Consider the following 16,014-nt stretch of genomic DNA (forward strand, 5'->3'; position numbering starts at 1 on the left):
GCATCGAAAATGTACCCACTTAAACAAGGGTAAGGAACTTTATATCTAAATGCTCCTCAGCTCCCCCGCTCCCCCGCTCCCCCGCTCCCCAGCCAGTTTAGCTAGAAGCACTTGTATAAAAACGCAAGGCAAACCGCCAAAAGATACGAGAAGCCAAGAGTAACCCCAGTGCCAAAGCCCCAGCACCAACCACCCAAGCCACCTGACTTCGACCTAGCATCACTTCGGCTGGCACTGTTGTTAGGAAGGCAACGGGAACCACAAACGTAAAGAAGAATCGATAGGTAGCCGGGTAGGCAACCATGGGGTAACGACCGGCTTCCAGCAGACCTCGCAGTACTTCTGTGACGTTATAAATTTTGACAAACCATATACTGGTGGCTCCTAACATAAACCATAGGCTATAGAGGCTGATAATGCCACAAATCAGGGGAATCACACTGAACAGATAATTCTCGATCGCTAAACCCAGGCGTCTGCCCGCATAGGCAATCAGCACGCCTCCGAAGATTAAATCCGGCATTCCCCAGGGGGAAATCGTGCGGGTTGACAGCCAAAACTGGCTGCTGATGGGTTTAAGCAGGACAAAATCCAGTGTTCCCTGTTGGACTTGCTCGACAATACGGTTGAGGTTGGGGACGAGAAAGGTCGCTGAACAGCCCTGAAGTAAGGTAAAGATACCCAAAATGACGAGCGCTTGCTCCCAGCTCCAGCCCTCAAAGGTATAACCTGTACGGTAAAATAAAAAGAGTCCGAATAAGCTGCCGATCAGGTTGCCTAAGCTGCTGATTGTAGCAATCAAAAAGTTTAGGCGATATTCCAGTTCAGCCGCGATCGCAGTACTCCAGAACACATTTAATACCAGTAAGTATCGTTTCATCGGTTGGCTCTATCTCCGAGACTGAGACAAAGCATATTATTTTCTGCTCCTTGGTGTTTGGAGTCACTTGCTTATAGTGTTTTTACTCTTCCCTTGCACCTTGCGAAAGGGATACTGTTTACGTGACAATCGCAGTTAGCCGCCAAATGGATTCTATAGACAGGTTTTAGATTCCTCTCAAGAGTGAAGTTAGCTCTGGAGTCAGGTTTAGAACTCTGCTTCCTCTAGATAGTGAGAGCCGAACGGATTATGAAAAAGATTCTGGTGATTGAGGACGAAGTTTTTATTCGAGAAAATTTGATCGAACTCCTGGAAATTGAAGGATTCGATGCTTTAGGGGCTGAAAATGGTTTCGCAGGTGTGCAGCTAGCCAAAGAATATCAACCGGATTTGATTTTATGCGATGTCATGATGCCGGAACTTGATGGTTATGGTGTCTTAAATGCGCTGCGCGAAGATACGGCTACCGCAACGATTCCTTTACATTAATAATTGTTTGCATTAATAGTAAGTAGAGGAAGTAAATGAATTCTTGGCGCGATCGCCTCAATAAACTTGGTGGTCGAACTCGATATATGGTGTGTCGTTTATTTATCCATTTAGCGGGTGACGAAGTGGCACCGCTATTGGGAGTTCTCAACCGCAGTGCACGGGAAGCTGTTGACGCAGATGGAGACCTTGACGTTTTAGGGCAAGGATTAGTAGAAATTTGCCAGAGCCTATTACAATACGACATTTATTGGCAATCAGCGGCGAATGAAGGCGATGTGTTCTGGAATGAGGGTGAAGCCGGAGACTATGTTAACGAGCTATTTACCGACTCAGCTGAGCGGTATCTGAGTGAACCTGACTACAATCAACCGCTTGGGCCGAATGACCAATTATCCTTGCCGGCTACGCGTAACTTGGTGGTGATGATTGCCGTTGCCTGTACCGGAGAAGTCCCTGAACTGGAAACGAATTTAGCCAGCATGGAGGCGCTGAAAGCGGGTCTGAAAGCCTTGATTAATCTCCACTATCAGGAAAGACTGGAAGCGATTCAGGTTCATTTTTCCCCAGCGCAGTTTGGAGACGAACTGACGAATGACCAACTCATCGTCAATTTTCCTGAACTGATTCCCTTGTAAAGAAGAGGGGAAAAAGGAGAGAAGAGACAGGGAGAAGGTTTTACTCTCCGTATCACGTTGTCTTTAGCCTCTTGATGTCCTTCCTGTGCGTGATCGCAATAACCGAATTAGATTGCCTTAACTTTTGACTTATGATGTGGCGTAAACTCACAATTCTTTTAATATCCCTAAGTTTTTGTTGGACGACCTTAGCCTGTAGTTCTCCCAACTCAACTCAGTCTTACCCCAATCAAAATAACAATATTTCAGCCCCTCGCAACCAGTTGAGTCAGGGTCAATATGCCGTGCAACAGGCAACTTACAACGATGCCAATGGAGAATACTCCATCATGTTGCTCAATACTCCAGCCGGCACTCCTCCGGTTTACCGCACGGAAAATTTACAGATGGCGCGTCTGACGGATGCTGAAGTGGCGGAAGGAAAGCAGACTTATCTGGAGATTAACGGGGGTCAGGCGGCGATGCACCTAACACCCGACTTCAAAATTGAATATGTCCACAATGTCACCGAAACCCAGACGAACCCCCAAACCGGTCAACAAGAAACAGTGATCGTGCGTCAGCAATCGGGTTTCTGGGCACCTTTTGCCGGGGCTGTAGCGGGTCAAGCTTTGGGCAGTCTGTTATTTAGACCCACTTACTACGTACCGCCTGTGTATCAGCCTGGGGGACTGATGAGAGGCTACGGTGGATACGGCAGCACCTACAGCGAAGCGGTCAATCGATACCAAACTCGCTACCAATCACCACCCCCGGCAGTGAGAAATCGTCAAACTTTCCGTACAACCGGAGGCTTAAGGAGACCGTCATCTAGTAATCGACCCAGCGTGGTTCGTCCCGCACCTAACAATGCGAATCGTTCAACGGGTTCAGGTTACGGTTCGAGTCGGTTACGCCCTTCTAACAAATCGCGTCCCAGTCGTACCAACAGTCCGAGTCGATTTGGCAGCGGTACACGGAGTCCTGCGCGCCGATCAGGAGGAGCATTCGGCAGTCCTAGACGGCGCTAAAAAGGTATCTGTTTGGTGAATTAATCAAGTAGGGGCACGATATGTCGTGCCCTTATTTTGTCGTTGTTGAACCTCTCCCAATCGAGGCTATCCGTCTGGCTAAAGGGTATCATTGACCCGTTACAAGTCTTAACTTTAACCCTTACCGACGGCCTAACATGTCTCGCCCTGTTCTCTACATTGCCATTACCAACCACGGCTTTGGTCATGCTGTACGTGCCTCTTGTGTAGCGGCGGCAATTCAACAACTGTGTCCAGAAATCTTACTGGTTCTTGTCACAACCGCACCGCGTTGGTTATTAGAAACTTATATTCCCGGCGATTTTATTCAGCGTCCACGGGCAATGGATGTGGGTGTGATTCAGTCGGATAGCTTAAATATGGATCAAGAAGCCACCTTGGAAAAATTACGCCAGATTCGCAAGTCGGCAGGTGCCATTGTTGCAGGTGAGGTGAATTTTATCCGCACCAACCGGGTGGGATTGATTTTAGCGGATATTCCCCCCTTGGCGGCGAGTATTGCCAAGGCAGCAGGGATTCCCTGTTGGATGCTGAGTAACTTTGGTTGGGACTTTATCTACCGCGCTTGGGGAGGAGAATTTGTGGAGATGGCGGATTGGATTAGTGAGTGTTATGCAACATGCGATCGCTTATTTCGCCTGCCCTTCCATGAACCCATGAGTGCCTTTCCCAACATCACGGATATAGGTTTAACCGGTGGAACGCCACGCTACACAGCAGAGGAGTTACGAAGTAAATTTAACCTGACGGTGCCTTCAGAAAAAACAATTTTACTCACCTTTGGCGGACTCAATCTCCAGGAAATTCCTTACCAGACTCTAACTCAGTTTCCGGACTGGCAGTTTATTACTTTCGATCAGCAAGCCCCTGACTTACCTAATTTATTGAAAGTTTCCGGAAAAGACTATCGCCCGGTTGAATTTATGCCCTTATGTGGGCGAGTCGTTTCTAAACCGGGGTATAGTACCTTTGCCGAAGCTGTACGCGAGGGAATTCCGATCGCCACTCTCACTCGCGAAGGCTTTGCAGAAGCTCCCTTGCTGCTGGAAGGTATCAAAAATTATGCTTATCATCAAGTAATAACACCCGAAGACTTTTTCCAGGGCAAATGGGACTTTTTATCCGATTCGCCCCAGCCACCGAGACAATCTCAACCGGTGGCGAAAGATGGAACAGAAGCGATCGCCCAATCCGTCATCCATTATTACCAGACTCACGGATACCTCTCCCTGCAATGACAGCCGCCGTCAATTTCCTTCCCAACACGCCGCACAAGCTCCAAGATACACCCAAACCAGCAGAAGCAAAAGAGAACCAAGCCGTAGAAACAGCAGGAGAAGCAAGACAAAGCAAGGCACCAGAAATACAAGATAGCAAAACCCCTGAAATCCGAGAAAACCGCTCTATTTCAACCCTAGAGCTAGCCGCCAAGGATGTCCGTATGGTGATCGAGCAACAAAGGGAAAGGGGTCAAACCCTAACCACAAAGCTCAATATCTTGTTTGTCACCAACGGCGCTCTTTTGACGAGTCTAATTATTTCTCGGCTCTTGTTTTTTCTGAGCCCCTTCAGCATTGCAGAAATCCTAGGATTTCTGCTAAATTTCACTTTACTGATTAGCGCTTTTCTTCCAAGGCAGGTGGCTGTCAGCCCGAACTTAGAAGATAAAAAATTCTTAGAGCGCTATTTAGTTTTGTCACCTGAAGAGTATCAATTGCAAATGCTGGTTAATCTAGCCGAGACCTATAATGCAAACAGGCAACGACTGGAGGATGTTTCTCTATCATTGAAGTATTCGGCCTTTGTGACTTGGGGGATTGCCATCATTCTGTTAATGCATGTAGTAGCATCATATTTTGTGTAATTGAGCTGAGTAGAGTTGGCTAAACTCAAATTTATGGATTCCAAACCTGTTGACACGATTGGTTCCGGAGAACATTTAACGCTACCGGAACCCGATCCAGACAATATAACGGTTTTAACGCGCAACCTGCCTAACACGCCTATTCTTCCTTGGAATCATTACGATTCCCCTTGGAGTGAGCCAGAAGCGGAGACAACTGAGCCAGAGTCAGAAGCTGATAACTCTGAGCTAGACACAGAGAATCTCGTTCAAACTGAGAATCTGGAGGAATCGGATAGTACGCAGGCAAGTGTCTCAGAGGGGGTTGAACTCGATGGTGAGTTAGATCCGGCACAGAGCATTACCCCAGAGGTTACTGTTGAGGGTGAGTTAGATCCGGCACAGAGCATTACCCCAGAGGTTGCTGTTGAGAGTGAGTTTAATGCTCAGCGATTAATCGCCTTGCTCGATCTACCTGAGGAAACCCCAACCGATGAACTCACTGGCTAGGAGACTTTTAACCCAATCGGGTAATAATTGATCTGCGCCCATCTCCATTTGTTTATGACTCAATACCAACAACTTCTGAGAATACAAACCACTGGCAAATCGTTCTCCCCAATTACCTCGAAAGTGCAATCGGTTGTTGCTGAGTCAGGTATCGACACTGGACTGTGTACAATTTTCTTACGCCATACTTCTGCTAGCCTGGTGATTCAAGAAAATGCAGACCCGGATGTGCTGAAAGATTTATCCAATTTTTTTGCCAAATTAGTGCCAGAAGATGGTAAAAGCTATATCCATGACGCAGAAGGGCCTGATGATATGCCGGCTCACATCCGCACAGCTCTCACCAAGACATCAGAACAAATTCCCATTGCTCGTGGCAGATTGCTGTTAGGAACCTGGCAGGGAATTTATCTTTGGGAACATCGGCGACAAAATCATCACCGTGAAGTGGTAGTTCACATCACAGGCAACTAATTGGGTTGGCGATTTTATAGAGATAGGAAAATAGAAGATTCTCCCAACCTATCCATATCGCATGTCTTCTGTGGGAGGCTTGGCGTTGGAAGGATTGAAATAGACGACTTTAAAAAACTGCAAAATAAATAACGAGATATAGAGAGGATTTAAGAAAACATACCGCCGCCACAAACGAGTCGGTTCTTGCATCAGCCGATAAAACCACTCCAAACCCCAGCGCTGCATAAAAGCGGGTGCTTGTGAGATTCGCCCCGCATGGAAATCAAAAGCAGCACCCACTGCCATCACGGGCATGGGTAAATCTTGGCTGTATTCATACACCCATACTTCTTGCCTGGGGCACCCCAAACCCGCAAATACCATCGAGGCACCACTTTGACGAATCTGTTCTACGATTTGCTGTTTTTCTTCAGTCGAGACTTGGCGGAAGCGAGAGGGCTGAGAACCGGCGATGATTAATTTGGGGAAGCGATCGCAAAGATTCTTGATCAGAGATTCCAGTATTTCAGGACGACTGCCATACAGATAAATCGGCAATCCTTCTTGAGCGGCACGTTCACAAATTTGTAGCATCAAGACCGGGCCACAAACGCGATCGGGAAGTTTAAGTTTATATAACAAATTGAGTGCCCAACGCACTGGTTGCCCATCCGGACAGACGAGATCCAAACGATTGAGACGATAGCGATGGGTTTCATCGAGAACTCCCGTCATCACGCCATGAACGGCTAGGGCTGAAACCGATAGCTTTTTCCCCTGACGAGCTGCTGCAATGATTTTATGGACGGCAGCCTCATAATTCACTGCATCGACCCGAACTCCAAGAACGTTGCGTTTGCCTTGATCAAGCGCTGCAATGGTTTTCGGGTCTAACTGGGTAGATTCTTGTTGATTCACCAAAATATTCGGATTACCTGCATTGGTCATCATAGTGCCCCTTTCTTCCATCGGTCATAGTTACAGTCGTAAATTTCCTGCAATATCTGCGGGACGTTGTACTTTAACTTCCAGTTTGGATAGTGTTGAGAAAATTTGTGATTATTGCTAATCCACCAAATATGATCGCCAATGCGGTTTTGATCAGAGTAAGTCCACTTCATTTCTCGTGCAACTATCTTTTGACATATTTCAATCGCTTCTAACATAGAGCAATTGCTGTAGCGACCACCACCCGTGTTATACACCTCTGCCACTCGAGGTGCTTTAAAAAATTCATAGAAGGCTTGAATTAGGTCAGCGCTATGAATATTATCGCGGACTTGTTTCCCTCTATAACCATAAACCGTATAGGGCGTGCCGATCACTGCACATTTCATTAAATAAGCCAAAAAGCCGTGTAATTGAGTCCCAGAATGATTCGGACCGGTGAGACATCCCCCTCGAAAGCAAGCGGTACGTAGCCCAAAATAGCGCCCATATTCTTGAACTAAAATATCTGCTGCAACTTTGGAGGCACCAAATAAACTATGGAGGGTTTGATCGATCGACATATCCTCTCGTATCCCCGATTTGTACGTATGATTGGGGTCAATTTCCCAACGAGTTTCGAGTTCAACAAGAGGCAATCGATTGGGTGTATCCCCGTATACTTTATTAGTGGAAGTGAAAATAAAAGCAGCGTCAGGACAGTATTGACGAGTTACCTCTAAGAGATTGAGAGTCCCATTCGCATTGACAGAAAAATCCATCATCGGATCGCGTGCCGCCCAATCGTGGGAAGGTTGAGCAGCCGTATGAATAATCAGGACGATATTAGAAGCATATTTCCTAAAAATTTGGGTAATTGTTTCATTGTCTCGAATATCCACCTCTAGGTGAGTATATTGTGTTCCTAGCGTTTTTTCTAGGCGTTGTCGATTCCAAGTTGTAGAGGCGTCCTCACCAAAAAATACGCGACGCATATCATTATCAATTCCTACCACGTCCAAACCTTGTGCGGCAAAAAACGTTGTAGCTTCAGAGCCAATTAACCCGGCTGAGCCAGTAATGATAGCGACACTCACGTTTTACTCCCAAAATACAGATGGAACAAGCTAAGCAATGGAGGTTTGATCATTATTCGTTCAAAACTAAAGAAATAACCTCCACAAAAGATTGGGCGGCTGAAGATGGATTTTTCGTGCTAATGAGTTGCTGAGATTGCTGACTCATTGAATCAATTAGTTCTGGATGTTCCAGAAACCGACGCATAGCGATCGCTAATTCTTCAGGTGCAAACGGGTCAAAAATGTAACCATTCTTGCCCTCAATCACCATTTCTGCGGCTCCTGCCCATTTAGAACATAGAACAGGTTTCCCAAAAACCATCGCTTCAAGCGCCACCATTCCCCATATATCTTCTAATGTGGGAAATACAAAAACATCTGCCTGTTGGAAGTATTTCCCTAGACGCCCATATTCTACCCAGCCGACCCACTTGACCTGATCTTCTAAATGTTGATTTTTGATAAAGATTTCTAGTTCCTCTCGTTGCTCACCCGTACCAACAATCAGGAGTGAATAATCTAAATAGCCCTGAGATCGCAGAATAGAACAGGCTGCTAAAAGTGACTGAATCCCTTTTCTAGGTGTAATACGTCCCACATACAGAAAAATGGGAGGCTTGAGCGTTTCATCGAATTGATCAACCGTCTCAAGACTTTGCTGTAAAGTGGTTGCATCCGGCACTAAATACGTTTTAGTAAACACTATTTCTGACTTTGCACCCACCCCCTCAATTAGATAATCTTTAGCTCCATAACTATTAGCCACAAAGGCATCCGCATAGCGAGACATCACTCGTCGAAAAAGTGAACGAAGAGTTGAATCTCGAAAATCTGAGTTGGGAGAACTGCCATCATAAATAATGATAAATCGCCACTTTCCCCAAGGTTTTAAAAGCAGCGCTAACAGAGTCCACAACGAATAAGCTTGAGCCAAGATTACCTGTGGCTTAAATTGTATTAAGTGACCCATGATACCGGGAGAGAGTATCATTAGACGACGGCTGTAACCCTTCGTCTGAGTCATCTCTAGAGATTTCATCTCCCCGACAATTTTGATGACATCTGCGCCGGGAACGTCAGGATCGAATCCGGGCCAAACCAGACCGGTGTAAAAAATTGTATTTTTAAATACCTTTGTGAATTCTCTCAATACAGGTTGCCAGTAAGCCCCCAGTTCTACCGAAGGTACTAACCAAGCAATGCGAATATCTTTACTCTCATCCATCCGGTTGACCCTGAGTTATACAGACCCGGCTATTTAGCCACTCTCTCACAAGATGGGAATGAATCATAGGCGTTTCACCAAACATTTACCTGAATCAACCCGATGAGATTATCCACTTTCTGGCGACAACACAGCCGCTATCGACGCTACAATCCCACTAGTATTTTTACTCATTCAGCCTTTTTTTCAGAACCACCGATGAGCGAAATTCCCAATAATCTGCGATAGGGAATCAACCAGTAAAGGGGCCAAAGCAGACCGCCATGCCTCTGGGCGAAAATTTTCCACTCCCAAAAAGGGTGAAGGACTTGTTCTTTTACGGGTAAACCCTTGGGTTGTCCAATTTTTTTGAGTCCTTCACCCAACGCTACGGATTCATCCGCCTCACTCCCCGGTTTGTAGTTCTGCGAACAAGTCCCCACATATCCAGGTGCAACCCAAAGGGTACACCCCTGTCGCTGGGCGCGTAAACCGTAGTCCCAGTCACCGGCATAGTGAGTAAAAGCCGGCTCTAGATTCCCCACGACTTGAACCACGGCTCTGGGAATCAGAACACAGTTGCCGTTAATGGTGTCACAGCGCTGTGGGGACTCCCCAGGTTCTAGCAAGTCAAATTTCAGGGGTCGCCAACGGCTGCGGCGCATTACCCCTCCATAAGTTGGGGCTTTAGTTTGGGGATCGCAAGTCGATCCGGCAACAATAGCCCGATGCTCACCTTGATCCCGTAAATGATCAAACGTTTCTAAGAGGTGGCTTAAGGCGTTGGGGTAAAGCAGGGTGTCATTGTTCAACCACAGGTAGTAGTCGTAGTCGTCCTTAATGGCTTCAGCAAAGGCAAGGCGTGTTCCGCCATTCCAAAATAAGCTGCCATCTCCTTTCAGAATCTTCACCTGGGGATAGGACTGGGCTACAGCCTCTGCGGTATCATCCGTACTGCCATCATCGACTAAATAAACATCAATGGTGAGCTTACCCTTGAGTTCCTGATGGAAGAGAGCCTGAAGACAAGCCAACGTCAGTAGCTTGCGGTTATGGCAAGTGAGCAGTGCAGCTAGGCGATCGCAGTTCATCGGTTCAAATCGGTTGATTCTCGTCGCAACCAGGTACAAGAGGCTTCATCTGAATAGAATAATGAGCTGGAAATTTTTCTGTATTGAAATTTACATTCCATCTCTGTCATTCAACGGATCAGGTCAGCACTCACGGAGCCAATCGGTGACTAACGGCCTGAAAGATGACAAGTTCATTGATTGTATCGATAGAATTTTACCGTAACTTACGATAAACCCCTCCGTTACCTCTGTGAGAAAGTGAGACAAGCCATTATGGAAGATTTTGGCATTATTGTTGCCTGTTGTTACCAAGATTACTTATTTGCCAAGGGCTGTTGTGCCAGTATTAGACATTTCTTGGGCGATGTTCCAATCTGCCTGATTGTTGATGGAACGTTCTCGGTCAGCTCCTTGGAAAAGGCATACAACGTTCGTATCCTCAATCACCATAACGTGACCCATGAGCTTCTTAAGAAAAGAAGCTTTGGTTGGGGGAAAACGAAGATGATTGCATTTTGGGAAAGCCCCTGGAAGCATTTTCTCGTTTTAGATGCGGATACGAATGTATGGGGGAATGTTCTCAAGTATGCCGACTTTAAAAATTATGATGCGGTGATTGACAAGCCTCGTTATGGTTATCCCGACGACAAGGTTTGTGAGTTTTTCTTTGAAATTTCAGCCGTGGAGAAATATTTCCCCGATTTTAACTGGCAAGCTCACCGTCATGATTATTTTTGTACAGGAACCTTCTTTGGAACACGAGATATCTTTAGTTTGGAGGAATATATCGAGATTTTAGATTTCACAGAAAAGCATCCAGGCATCTTTAAATATGGTGAGATGGGTTTCTTGAACTTCATGCTTTTCCGGGCGGCAGATAATGGGAAAATCCGCTTGGGGCAAGTGCCGATGCAACTCATTGTCCCCGATTTTGAACGAGAGGCAATGCAAAAACGCTTTCCTGTGGAGGAAACGGGGCCAGTGGTACAGAATGAAGAGGCGATCGTGATTCACTGGTGTGGGCCAAAGCCAAGATTATCAACGTCTCAAGTCTATCCAGAACCCATGAGTTTTTGTCGGCGGCAATTTCTCCATAATGAGCGTGGATATACGGGAACAACTGCTAATTTATGGCTGAAATTAGAAGATTATTCCAGCCTTGTAAACGTTTATAAGAACAAAATTCTTCGCAAATTATCTCAACGCCGTCAAAGGTTACTGACTCAGAAATAATCGTTAGTCTTGGGAAAAATCATCGTTTGTTGAGAATTGACCAAAGGAAATGAAGCATGGGTTTGATTGTTCTCCCGATGGGAGCAGCCGCACTTGATTTTGACTGACTCCTTTCCCAGGACAAGACGATTGTAAGGACAGAATCCGATTGCCTCTTCGCCCAAAATCTATCGGGTGAGAAAGGAGTAGTTCTCTACGAATCTGCTACCCTAAGTTTTTAAAGGCGTGAAGCATTGTATTTATTGTGAGTTCCATGAATCTGCCGGAAACGACTGCCTATGTCAGGATTACGCAGCACTCCTGGCAACAGGGAAAGATGGAAGGAGAAGTGCAAGCGGCAGAATATAGGTGGCAGTTTCAGTGGTGTTTCCGGAAAGGACAGTTGTCTGTCAAACCTTCTCTAGGACGTGCTCTGATTCAAGAGCCACTCGGTCGTTTTTTAGAGCGCTGCGATTACCAATTGGAGCCAGGAGGAGATTATGCCTTTACGATTCGAGCTGAACTGTGATTAGGGGTGCATCCCATTTGTACAAGAACACCTGGCGATTGGAAATCGCTGCTATAGAAACGAAGTCCGCCTGCGCGGACTCAATGCCAGCCTGCGGAGGCAGGCTTTGTTTGTATAGCCCCAGACTTCTAGTCTGTGGGCAATTTGTAAAATCGGGATGCTCCCGTGATTAGAGCCGATCATTGATGCTTCAGCCTTCTTTTGACTCCATCCCTAATCCCTTCAAATAACGTTCGATTAACAAAATGGCAACAATATCATCGATGGGACGAGGGGGTTCGCGCATTCCTTGAGGGATGAGGCGTTGCAGTCCTGTGGGGGGGTACATTTGCCAATAGCGATCGCGTGCTTCTAAACTGCTGTAACGCTCATCGACCAAAACAATCGGCAATGAGGCTGATAACTCGCGCTCAAGTGTCTGTTTCCACTTTTTTGCCGTCGTTTGATCGCCCATCACTAAGGTGGTGATGGAGAATTGCTGACACAATTGTTGAAGGGTTGCGATCGCATCAGCAGACGGCACAACCTGATGGTAAAGGAGCTGTTGCTGCTTACCCATTACGGCTAAACCACATTTATCGCGTCCGGGATCAAAGCCTAAAAGCAAGGAATTTCTTCTCGACTCAACAAATCATGTTTTAAAAAGCACTTGTCCATTGTGCATCGCAACCAACTGTAATTTCAAGGGACCAGCGGTAGGGGTTGTTTCTTGAGTGATCGCTTTAATATCTACAGATTGACCATACTTTTCTAGCTGTTCAATAAAGTTAATGACTGTAATGATGCGACCATCTCCAATCTGAATACTACCGAGTATCCCAGCACGACGCGCCCGGAACTGAGCGGCAGCTAGCAACTGATCGAGCCGCTGCCTGATTTGTTCATTAGTCATCGTTGAAGCATCGACAGAAACGGTAGCCAAGAGTTCCTCCGCTGGAAATACAACTTGATTAGGGACTGCATCTGCAAAAACTTGTATGTCCTTTTCGCCCTCCACATAGTTACCAACAGAGAGGATTCGCACCACATAGTCTTTCCCATCTTTAATCTGATTAATTAACACCTCAACCTGTGATTTAGGGATTTTGACCAGAGGCTCATCGGCATCTGTTCTATTCTGGCGAGTGATTTCAACAGCTTTGCGATTCGCTTCCCGCAATAGCTGTTCAATGGCTTGAGGAGCAGCCTTTGGATCAACCACGCGCACAACACCAAAGGCCAGAACTTGACCACGAACCAGAGCGACATTACCCTGACGCAGCACTTGATAGTTCTGATAATACTGTTCTAGTGTTTCTACTTCCTGTCGTAAAAAAGCCAGTTGTTTTTCTCGTTCACCAAGTTGTTTTTCTTGAGCAGCCAGTTGGCTTTCTCGTTGCGTAAGTTCTTGTTCCAATTCTTGGAGACGAGCTTCGCGCTGGGTAATCGCTGCTCTTAATTTTTCTTCCCGTTCTTTGTAGCGAGCCTCGCGCTGGACGATTACTTGCTTGAATTCTTGTTCCAGTTCTTTGAGGCGTTCTTCACTCTCAGTAATCGCTCTGGCTTTTTCTTGTAGTTCCTGATTGCGTTCTTTAATGGTTTGATTTTTCCGGGCTAGTTCCTGATTGCGCTCCTCAATGGTTTGACCTCGCTTGACGAGTTCCTCATCTCGCTGAGTCACTGATTCTCTTAATTGAGCGACTTGAGTTTGAAGTTGAGTAATTTGCTCAGTGAGTTGATTTCGCTGCTGCAACAACTGCTGGCGTTCTGCTAGGAGTGACTTAATTTCTGATCGGAGTACCGTAGCCTGCCCAGAAATATTTTTTAATTGAGCTTGAGCTTTTTGGAAATTTTGATTAATGATATCTAGACGCTTTTGAGCCTCAGATTGCTGGGTTCTAGCTTGAGTTAATTCACTCTCTACCTGCTGCTTCTGCTGATTAATCGTCTGGATTTCACCACGAGCAATTCTCAGATTTTTTTTGATTTCGTCGAGTCGTAAAAGCCCATCTCTAATAGAGCCACTTGTCGCGAACAAAATCCCTAAAGTTGTCGCAGAAATCAGACTACCCGTGATTACGGTCACCAAAGTGGCTGTCTTGCGAGGACGTAAATTAAATAAGCTTAACCGCGCCTTGCCTACTTTCGTGCCAATGCGATCGCCTAAGGTGGCGATTACCCCCCCCAATAACAAAATTGCCACAATCAGGATATAACCGCTGGTCATCGCCTACGCTTAGTCTGTCCAGATACAGCCTATCTCATGGCTGTAGGGCTTCATGTTCTTTTTTTTGACTCAGCACTGCGCCCATGCGGTCATTGATGGATCAAGCGGGTTAGGTAAACTGCTGGCTCAACACCACTGGGTTGTGAACCGTAATTTTTTTCTTATGAATTGAAATCATTTGTTCTGAACGCAAGTCTCCCAGTAAACGAGTCACAGTGACACGGGTTGAGCCTATGGCTTCTGCGATCGCTTGATGAGACAGCTTCAGATCGATGGTGATCCCCTCCGCTGAGGGGACTCCGAAGTCGCGGCACAGAATCAACAGAAAACTGACCAAGCGCGAACCCATGTCCCGATGAGCGAGTGTTTCGATCATCATTTCTGTTTGCAAAATCCGTGAGGATAGACCCCGTAACATCAACATGGATAGCTCTGGGTTGTCCTTGAGTGATTGCTCTACTTGGTCAATGGGTGCAGAGAGCAATTCAACAGGTGTAAAAGCAACGGCATGATAAAACCGATCAGAGCGGTGACCTGTAATCAGCGACAAAACCCCGAAAACACTATTTTCGCGTAACAGCGCTACCGTAATTTCTTCCCCAGCTTCGTAAACTCTAGACAGCTTTACGGCTCCTTTGAGCAAGAAGTAGACCCTTTCTGCTGGGTCTCCTGGGAAAAAAATCGTTTTCCCCCGCTCAAACGTTTCAACCACCGGTGGAAATGCCCCACCGCCCATCTGACGAAACACTGCTGCTAACGGTCTATTTTGCGTCACGACCATAATTTATATGCTCTTTTGCCAACGCCCTGGCGACTTAGTGTCTATGAATAATTGCCGGTAAAGCTTGAGACTGTTGAACTGAATTGGTGAAATTTCTTGAATGTATCCAAGACTACTTAATCTGAGTCCAAGCTAGTTTTTTGTACTAATTGCTACATAATTTAGGGAAGATTGGTGGAGTGGAACTGTCAGTGAACCAATTGACCTGTCAAGTCGAGAGCCGAGCGTGGGGTCATCATACACTGTCATACACTTTGTGACTGCATTGGATTGGAGTCATAATACACCGTCTTACCCTGTATAATCACATTTGATAACTAGGGATTAAGTGATCATCCAATTAGCTTTAGGATAAAATATTATGCTTAATTTGACTGGAAAAAACGCTCTTGTCACCGGTATTGCCAATAATCGCTCGATCGCTTGGGGCATTGCCCAGCAACTGCACAAAGCGGGAGCAAATTTGGGGGTTACCTATCTGCCCGATGAAAAAGGACGTTTTGAGAAAAAAGTCAAAGAGCTAGTAGAACCCCTCGCCCCTAGTATTTTTTTGCCCTGTAACGTTCAGGACGATGCCCAAATCGCCGCCACCTTCGAGGCGATCGGTCAACAATGGGGTAAATTGGACATTCTAATTCATTGCCTTGCCTTTGCGGGTAAAGATGCGTTATCGGGAGACTTTAGTAATGTTTCCAGGGCTGATTTTACCCAAGCGTTGGAAATTAGCACGTACTCGCTGACTCAACTGGCAGGGGCGGCTAAACCCTTGATGACAGAAGGCGGTAGTATTGTCACCCTCACCTATTTGGGGGGGGTTAAAGTAATTCCCAATTACAACGTGATGGGAATTGCCAAGGCGGGGCTGGAAATGAGTGTGCGTTACCTAGCGGCTGAACTAGGGCCGAACAATATTCGGGTGAATGCAATCTCAGCAGGGCCGATCCGTACCTTAGCCTCGTCAGCGGTTGGAGGTATCCTCGATATGATTCATCATGTGGAGGAAGTGGCACCCCTGCGGCGGACTGTTACCCAGATGGAAGTGGGTAATGCGGCGGCTTTCTTGTGCAGTGATTTATCCAGTGGTGTGACGGGTCAAGTTTTATATGTAGACGCCGGTTACGAAATAATGGGGATGTAAGAGTACAGGTAGGAACTC

At 46.3% G+C, this 16,014-nt stretch carries 18 protein-coding genes; 10 read left to right on the forward strand and 8 right to left on the reverse strand.

Annotation, left to right across the window (positions count from 1 at the left end):
• Positions 1 to 97: 97 nt before the first annotated feature.
• Positions 98 to 880: an ABC transporter permease gene (locus MIC7113_RS10430; protein WP_015182120.1), complete on the reverse strand. Its 783-nt coding sequence runs from the start codon at positions 878 to 880 to the stop codon at positions 98 to 100.
• A 249-nt stretch (positions 881 to 1,129) separates the two neighbouring features.
• Between MIC7113_RS10430 and MIC7113_RS10435 the strand changes: the two genes are divergently transcribed.
• The 7 genes from MIC7113_RS10435 (at position 1,130) to MIC7113_RS10465 (ending at position 5,865) form a co-directional block, all read left to right on the forward strand.
• A complete protein-coding gene (locus MIC7113_RS10435) occupies positions 1,130 to 1,369 on the forward strand; it encodes a response regulator (protein WP_015182121.1) in 240 nt (79 codons plus the stop codon).
• Between the two features lie 35 nt (positions 1,370 to 1,404).
• The gene (locus MIC7113_RS10440; RefSeq protein WP_015182122.1) at positions 1,405 to 2,007 is read left to right on the forward strand and encodes a DUF1517 domain-containing protein; all 603 of its coding nucleotides are present in this window, start codon (positions 1,405 to 1,407) and stop codon (positions 2,005 to 2,007) included.
• 131 nt (positions 2,008 to 2,138) lie between these two features.
• Complete coding sequence (locus MIC7113_RS10445) at positions 2,139 to 3,017, forward strand: hypothetical protein (protein WP_015182123.1); 879 nt, start codon at positions 2,139 to 2,141, stop codon at positions 3,015 to 3,017.
• Positions 3,018 to 3,175: 158 nt separating this feature from the next.
• On the forward strand, positions 3,176 to 4,276 hold the full coding sequence (locus MIC7113_RS10450; protein ID WP_015182124.1) for a hypothetical protein: 1,101 nt from the start codon (positions 3,176 to 3,178) through the stop codon (positions 4,274 to 4,276).
• Entirely contained in the window at positions 4,273 to 4,902 is a 630-nt protein-coding gene (locus MIC7113_RS10455; protein ID WP_015182125.1) for a hypothetical protein, read from the forward strand. Before MIC7113_RS10450 ends, MIC7113_RS10455 begins: the two co-directional genes overlap by 4 nt.
• Positions 4,903 to 4,935: 33 nt before the next feature.
• Complete coding sequence (locus MIC7113_RS10460; protein ID WP_015182126.1) at positions 4,936 to 5,391, forward strand: hypothetical protein; 456 nt, start codon at positions 4,936 to 4,938, stop codon at positions 5,389 to 5,391.
• 54 nt (positions 5,392 to 5,445) lie between these two features.
• Entirely contained in the window at positions 5,446 to 5,865 is a 420-nt protein-coding gene (locus MIC7113_RS10465) for a secondary thiamine-phosphate synthase enzyme YjbQ (protein WP_015182127.1), read from the forward strand.
• A gap of 48 nt (positions 5,866 to 5,913) precedes the next feature.
• Here the strand turns inward: MIC7113_RS10465 and MIC7113_RS10470 are convergent, their stop codons facing one another.
• From MIC7113_RS10470 to MIC7113_RS10485, 4 genes are all read right to left on the reverse strand, one after another.
• On the reverse strand, positions 5,914 to 6,798 hold the full coding sequence (locus MIC7113_RS10470) for a WecB/TagA/CpsF family glycosyltransferase (protein WP_015182128.1): 885 nt from the start codon (positions 6,796 to 6,798) through the stop codon (positions 5,914 to 5,916).
• On the reverse strand, positions 6,795 to 7,871 hold the full coding sequence (locus MIC7113_RS10475; RefSeq protein WP_015182129.1) for an NAD-dependent epimerase/dehydratase family protein: 1,077 nt from the start codon (positions 7,869 to 7,871) through the stop codon (positions 6,795 to 6,797). Before MIC7113_RS10475 ends, MIC7113_RS10470 begins: the two co-directional genes overlap by 4 nt.
• 52 nt (positions 7,872 to 7,923) lie before the next feature.
• Positions 7,924 to 9,078, reverse strand: coding sequence for a glycosyltransferase family 4 protein (locus MIC7113_RS10480; protein ID WP_015182130.1), 1,155 nt, complete (start codon positions 9,076 to 9,078; stop codon positions 7,924 to 7,926).
• Between the two features lie 170 nt (positions 9,079 to 9,248).
• Positions 9,249 to 10,148: a glycosyltransferase family 2 protein gene (locus tag MIC7113_RS10485; RefSeq protein ID WP_015182131.1), complete on the reverse strand. Its 900-nt coding sequence runs from the start codon at positions 10,146 to 10,148 to the stop codon at positions 9,249 to 9,251.
• 240 nt (positions 10,149 to 10,388) lie between these two features.
• On the opposite strand from MIC7113_RS10485, the gene MIC7113_RS10490 reads away from it, so the two are divergent.
• Together MIC7113_RS10490 and MIC7113_RS10495 are read left to right on the forward strand one after the other, a co-directional pair.
• Positions 10,389 to 11,363 carry a hypothetical protein gene (locus MIC7113_RS10490; protein ID WP_226883619.1) on the forward strand — a complete coding sequence of 325 codons (975 nt, stop codon included), beginning with the start codon at positions 10,389 to 10,391 and terminating at the stop codon, positions 11,361 to 11,363.
• A gap of 244 nt (positions 11,364 to 11,607) precedes the next feature.
• The gene (locus MIC7113_RS10495) at positions 11,608 to 11,871 is read left to right on the forward strand and encodes a DUF3146 family protein (RefSeq protein WP_041779993.1); all 264 of its coding nucleotides are present in this window, start codon (positions 11,608 to 11,610) and stop codon (positions 11,869 to 11,871) included.
• Between the two features lie 190 nt (positions 11,872 to 12,061).
• Here the strand turns inward: MIC7113_RS10495 and MIC7113_RS36200 are convergent, their stop codons facing one another.
• The 3 genes from MIC7113_RS36200 to ntcA all read right to left on the reverse strand — a co-directional run bounded on the left by MIC7113_RS36200 (position 12,062) and on the right by ntcA (position 14,858).
• Positions 12,062 to 12,478, reverse strand: a complete 417-nt coding sequence (locus MIC7113_RS36200; RefSeq protein WP_015182134.1) for a pre-16S rRNA-processing nuclease YqgF — start codon at positions 12,476 to 12,478, stop codon at positions 12,062 to 12,064.
• A 24-nt stretch (positions 12,479 to 12,502) separates the two neighbouring features.
• Positions 12,503 to 14,077: a DUF3084 domain-containing protein gene (locus tag MIC7113_RS10505; protein ID WP_015182135.1), complete on the reverse strand. Its 1,575-nt coding sequence runs from the start codon at positions 14,075 to 14,077 to the stop codon at positions 12,503 to 12,505.
• Positions 14,078 to 14,186: 109 nt separating this feature from the next.
• Positions 14,187 to 14,858 (reverse strand): global nitrogen regulator NtcA, encoded by a 672-nt coding sequence (ntcA, locus tag MIC7113_RS10510; RefSeq protein WP_015182136.1) that lies wholly within the window; start codon positions 14,856 to 14,858, stop codon positions 14,187 to 14,189.
• Between the two features lie 361 nt (positions 14,859 to 15,219).
• Between ntcA and fabI the strand changes: the two genes are divergently transcribed.
• Positions 15,220 to 15,996: an enoyl-ACP reductase FabI gene (gene fabI / locus MIC7113_RS10515; protein ID WP_015182137.1), complete on the forward strand. Its 777-nt coding sequence runs from the start codon at positions 15,220 to 15,222 to the stop codon at positions 15,994 to 15,996.
• Positions 15,997 to 16,014 lie beyond the last annotated feature (18 nt).

This window comes from Allocoleopsis franciscana PCC 7113 (assembly GCF_000317515.1).
In the GTDB taxonomy this organism is placed as follows: Bacteria; Cyanobacteriota; Cyanobacteriia; order Cyanobacteriales; family Coleofasciculaceae; genus Allocoleopsis; species Allocoleopsis franciscana.

What these genes read in the sequence shown, in the direction of transcription:
- fabI (WP_015182137.1), top strand. Translation starts at nt 15,220, where the DNA reads ATGCTTAATTTGACTGGAAAAAACGCTCTTGTCACCGGTATTGCCAAT.
- MIC7113_RS10445 (WP_015182123.1), top strand. Translation starts at nt 2,139, where the DNA reads ATGATGTGGCGTAAACTCACAATTCTTTTAATATCCCTAAGTTTTTGT.
- MIC7113_RS10455 (WP_015182125.1), top strand. Translation starts at nt 4,273, where the DNA reads ATGACAGCCGCCGTCAATTTCCTTCCCAACACGCCGCACAAGCTCCAA.
- MIC7113_RS10465 (WP_015182127.1), top strand. Translation starts at nt 5,446, where the DNA reads ATGACTCAATACCAACAACTTCTGAGAATACAAACCACTGGCAAATCG.
- MIC7113_RS10505 (WP_015182135.1), bottom strand. Translation starts at nt 14,077, where the DNA reads ATGACCAGCGGTTATATCCTGATTGTGGCAATTTTGTTATTGGGGGGG.
- MIC7113_RS10470 (WP_015182128.1), bottom strand. Translation starts at nt 6,798, where the DNA reads ATGATGACCAATGCAGGTAATCCGAATATTTTGGTGAATCAACAAGAA.
- MIC7113_RS10460 (WP_015182126.1), top strand. Translation starts at nt 4,936, where the DNA reads ATGGATTCCAAACCTGTTGACACGATTGGTTCCGGAGAACATTTAACG.
- MIC7113_RS10430 (WP_015182120.1), bottom strand. Translation starts at nt 880, where the DNA reads ATGAAACGATACTTACTGGTATTAAATGTGTTCTGGAGTACTGCGATC.
- MIC7113_RS10480 (WP_015182130.1), bottom strand. Translation starts at nt 9,078, where the DNA reads ATGGATGAGAGTAAAGATATTCGCATTGCTTGGTTAGTACCTTCGGTA.
- MIC7113_RS10440 (WP_015182122.1), top strand. Translation starts at nt 1,405, where the DNA reads ATGAATTCTTGGCGCGATCGCCTCAATAAACTTGGTGGTCGAACTCGA.
- MIC7113_RS10450 (WP_015182124.1), top strand. Translation starts at nt 3,176, where the DNA reads ATGTCTCGCCCTGTTCTCTACATTGCCATTACCAACCACGGCTTTGGT.
- MIC7113_RS10435 (WP_015182121.1), top strand. Translation starts at nt 1,130, where the DNA reads ATGAAAAAGATTCTGGTGATTGAGGACGAAGTTTTTATTCGAGAAAAT.
- MIC7113_RS10485 (WP_015182131.1), bottom strand. Translation starts at nt 10,148, where the DNA reads ATGAACTGCGATCGCCTAGCTGCACTGCTCACTTGCCATAACCGCAAG.
- ntcA (WP_015182136.1), bottom strand. Translation starts at nt 14,858, where the DNA reads ATGGTCGTGACGCAAAATAGACCGTTAGCAGCAGTGTTTCGTCAGATG.